General features: G+C 47.3%; 3 protein-coding genes. All 3 read right to left on the bottom strand.

What is annotated here, in order from left to right; genetic code table 11:
- Positions 1-433: 433 nt before the first annotated feature.
- The gene (locus HPY90_RS14965) at positions 434-1,348 is read right to left on the bottom strand and encodes a cation diffusion facilitator family transporter (protein ID WP_273699217.1); all 915 of its coding nucleotides are present in this window, start codon (positions 1,346-1,348) and stop codon (positions 434-436) included.
- 191 nt (positions 1,349-1,539) lie between these two features.
- Complete coding sequence (locus HPY90_RS14960) at positions 1,540-2,919, bottom strand: phosphomannomutase/phosphoglucomutase (RefSeq protein ID WP_273699216.1); 1,380 nt, start codon at positions 2,917-2,919, stop codon at positions 1,540-1,542.
- A gap of 200 nt (positions 2,920-3,119) precedes the next feature.
- Positions 3,120-4,163: a mannose-1-phosphate guanylyltransferase gene (locus HPY90_RS14955; protein ID WP_013174946.1), complete on the bottom strand. Its 1,044-nt coding sequence runs from the start codon at positions 4,161-4,163 to the stop codon at positions 3,120-3,122.
- Positions 4,164-4,466 lie beyond the last annotated feature (303 nt).

Genomic DNA, 4,466 nt, shown 5'->3' with positions numbered 1-4,466 from the left:
TGGACTGTTTCGATTAAGAACTGGGGATTGATTCTATCCCAACTGATAATCCTGTTCAAGGAAAGAGTCGAGCCCTACCTATGATTTAGTTACTAAATGGGGTTTACACAAATAACTTGACAGACCCTTCAAATCACTAATAGTAATGAAGTTTGCATTCTCCTGGTGGTAACAGCACTGGCTGGCGTGTTAGTCTGTGTTAATCTGTGTTAACCCGTGGTCATCTGTACCCATCTTCTGTGCATCTGTGTCCATCATCTAGGTTCATCTGTGCCCATCTGTGTTCATCTGTGGCCCGTTTTTAAGGTAGTACTAATTGAAATTCTACTATGTTTACAGGTGGCCCGCCATGCAGAAATTAGAAACCCGGGATATACCCGGGTTGGCACAAACAACCATATCAAATTGCAAAGTAAAATTCATCTCCGCTTTATTAGGCATGACTTCTGGTTAAATCTGCAGCTTGGCAAGCTTCCTCGCCTTCACAACAGCACACAGGCTCACAGTGAATCAACACATGCGAGTGGGGTATCTCCCTCATAATGTGATCCTCTATCGAGTCGCAAAGGTCGTGAACCTCTTGGATGCTCAAATCGGAGTGAGCTACCAGATGAAAATCGATGTGCTTTTCGCGTCCGGACCTCCTTGTACGCAAATCGTGGTATTCCACAAACTTTTCGCTGTAGTTTTCAATAATCGCCTTTATCTCACTGACTTCGTCTTCCGAGAGAGCCGTGTCGATCAAAGGTACAAACGCTTTGGACGTCAGTTCAAAAGCGGCCCTGATAATTAACATAGCAACGAGAATGGCAGCAATCGGGTCAAGCATTGTCCATCCTGTGAAGTGTATCAATAACAAGCCCGCAAAAACCCCAGCTGAGGTGTAGACATCGGTTCGGAGATGAATGGCGTCCGCCTCTAAAGCTATGGAATGAGTAGCTTTTGCTACTCGCATCAAATAAGAAGAAACCAACAAATTTACCAGGGCCGAAAGCCCCATAACCCCGATTCCCCACCCCAGGGCCAAGGGTTCACCGCCATGCAAAATTTTTTCGATTGCCTCCTTGATTATCAAACAAGCAGCTATAAATATAAGTAGACCCTCGATCGTACCGGAGATGTTCTCGATCTTGCCGTGGCCGAAATTGTGCTTCTCGTCAGGCGGCTTTGAGGCTGACTTCACCGCGAATAGAGCTATAAATGATGCCAAAAGATCATTAGCCGAATGAATGCCCTCAGAAATCACACTCACCGAGCCTATCAGAAAACCAACTACGAGTTTAGCTGTAACCAAGAATGTGTTACTGATAACCGAAACCAAAGCCGCCTTGACTCTCTTTTCCATCATCCACAACCCCCTGTATATCAAAAAACGGGACCCCACCTTTTACGATGAAGTCCCGCGGATTTCACAACCGCTGCCCGCTAGGGCCCGGCTTCGAACGCCTGACCAAAACCAGTTCCAATTATTAAGTTTTATGTTACCACACCCCGCAGTTCCTTACAAGCAACAGCAAGACTAAACGTCCAAAACTTCTTCTAGCTAGTTAAACCGCCAACATCGACCTCTAGTCCCAGATTCTTAAGGTAACCGAATAGCTCTTCCTTGATGTTCTCCAAAGCTCTTGGCGTGCTTCCTTCACACCTCAGTATCAATTCAGGCCCGGTATTCGAAGCTCGTACCAATCCCCAACCGTCCGGGAACAGTATCCGTGCCCCATCTACGTCTATGACCTCGTACTTCTTCTTGAAGTGTTCCAGTACTTCATTAACGATTCTGAATTTTTCCTCATCGCTGCTGTGCACCCTGATTTCCGGTGTGGCATAGTACTTGGGAACATCTGCGAGCATTTCGGTTATGGTCTGATTGCTGTTAGAAAGTATCCGAAGCAACCGAGCTGCTGCATATAAAGCATCGTCGTAACCGTAATACTCGTCAGCGAAAAACATGTGCCCAGACATCTCGCCCGTGAACACGGCTCCTATCTCTTTCATCTTGGCCTTAATCAATGAATGTCCCGTTTTGTAGATAAGGGGCCGGCCTCCCAACCTCTTGATTTCATCGATAAGGCTTTGCGAGCACTTGACCTCCACAATGCAGTCACATCCAGGATACTTCGGCAATATTTCCCGCCAGAAAAGTATCATCAACATATCTCCCCAGATAATGTTACCTTCGCGGTCAACAACACCCAACCGATCCCCGTCTCCGTCAAACCCCAGCCCGAGATCGGCCTCCATCTCCTGAACCTTTTGGATAAGGTCCTGGCAGTTCTCTGGCTTCACCGGATCAGGATGATGGTTCGGAAACTCAGGATCCGATTCGCAGTAAAGTTCATACACGTTACAGCCCAACTCTCGAAAAACGCGCGGCGCGAAGAAAGAAGCGGTACCATTCCCACAATCCACAACAACACTAAGTTTCCTCGGCCCTAATTTCACCTTGTCTTTTATCATATCGACATAAGCCTTAGTAATATCTGCTATCTCCAGCCGCCCACCCGGTTCCGTAATCGACTCTCCCCTTTCCACCATCCGGCGCAGCTCCTGTATTTCTTCACCATAGATGGTAGTTTCACCTAACAACACTTTGAACCCGTTGTAATCTCCCGGATTGTGACTGGCAGTGATCATTAAGCCTGCCTTAATTCCCAAGTAGCGGGCAGCAAAGTAAAACATGGGCGTCACCACCGTACCGATATCCACAACCCGACAACCGGAAGCCTGCAAAGCTTCGACTACTAGATCACGGTAACGGGGTGAGGATTTGCGATTGTCTCGCCCAACCAAAACCTCTTTAAACCCCCGGCGGTCGGCACATACCGCAAAGGCCCGGCTGATACCGATTACCAATTCATCGGTCAGCTCTTTATCAACTATACCCCTGATGTCATACTGCCTAAATACATTACCGTTCACAGGTCACCTCTCCTTTCAGGCAATCCTTGCATGTATCTTGAATCCCTTTGTGCGAGATCTTGTCGGCCTTGTGCGATTCGAGAGCCTACACACGGTACATGTCGAACATGTGTTGGATACATAACAGAGGGCCATATGACATCTTTCGTTATCAATACTATGGAATGAAAGCGGTTGTCATGGCCCGTTGACGGACAAAGTTAAAGCAGGTGATTCTTCCCCATTTCTGACAAGATGTCTACCAGTATCCGCACTTTCTGGGCCTCTTCTTTGTGGCACACCATCACAACCTCAGGGGTTTCCACAACCACCAGATCCCGAACCCCCAGTAGAGCTACAGTCCTATGGTTTTGTTTGACTAAGCAATTACCGGCATTGACCGCGATTATATCTGGTCCTAGTAGAACGTTTCCGTCTTTATCTCCTTCGAATAAATCCGCCAAGGCTTTCCAGCTCCCAACGTCACTCCATCCAAAGTCACCAGGTACAACTGCTACCCGATCACTCTTTTCTGCAATACCATAGTCAATACTGATTTCAGGTAAAGAGTCATAGCTAGCAAGGTAGTCCCCAAACCCCTTTTCAATGAACCGGTAAACCTCCGGCAAATGCCGGGCAAATTCCTGGGCAAAAACATCGATTCGGCCCACGAAAATCCCTGCGTTCCAGAAATACCCGCCGCTATTGATGTAGTGCTCTGCTGTCACCGAATCCGGCTTTTCCTTAAAAGACTTGACCCTATAAACGCCCGCGATCCCTGATATGTCGTGACTATCAGCTTGTATATAACCGTAACCTGTTTCCGGATAAGAAGGCTTGATACCGATAGTTACTAAATACCCCGCCTGCGCCGCTTTTACGGCCTTGTCGAGCACCCACCGAAATGCCGCAACATCGGAAACAAAATGGTCGGAAGGAAACACCGCGATTACATCCTCGGGTCGAGAATCAAAGTACCTGGCAATAGCCAAGCCCACGGCCGGAGCAGTGTTCTTGCCTTGAGGCTCCCCTATTACCTCGACACCGTCGTAATTCCCCGACCTGACGACCTGCTCGACCGTTTCAGCTTGATCTTGGCTGGTAACAATCATGACTGTATCAGCACCAACCGCCATTGTCCTGTCGATAGTCTGCTCAAGCATCGACTTGTCCCCGAAAAACTTACAAAACTGTTTCGGCCTTGCTTCCGTACTTTCCGGCCACAGCCGGACTCCTCTTCCCCCTGCTAATATTAGACAAATCAAATGATTCCCTCCCGCATGTAATAACATTTATTAAACATTTTAGTACATAGAACCAAGCTTGCCAAATCGCCTTTACGCACATTTACAAATTACCCTCGTTTTGTCAACATTATCATCACCCATTCTAGGAAAAATAATATATATTACCAATACTCTAGAGCCCAAAACTCTTCACTAATAATATAGCCGTACCAAATCTACTTAGCCGAGGAGGTATACCGGGATGCCAAAATCAGTCACCCAATCCGTCCTTGAAGAATTCGCAGCAAAGGATATGTTTGGGGTACAAAGCCTAGAGAATGT

The sequence above is a fragment of the Syntrophothermus sp. genome (assembly GCF_013314835.1).
GTDB classification, from domain to species: domain Bacteria; phylum Bacillota; class Syntrophomonadia; order Syntrophomonadales; family Syntrophothermaceae; genus Syntrophothermus; species Syntrophothermus lipocalidus.
This window is presented reverse-complemented; position numbering and strand designations above follow the sequence as displayed.

Coding starts and splice junctions, on each gene's coding strand:
- HPY90_RS14965 (WP_273699217.1), bottom strand. CDS start 1,348: ATGATGGAAAAGAGAGTCAAGGCGGCTTTGGTTTCGGTTATCAGTAAC.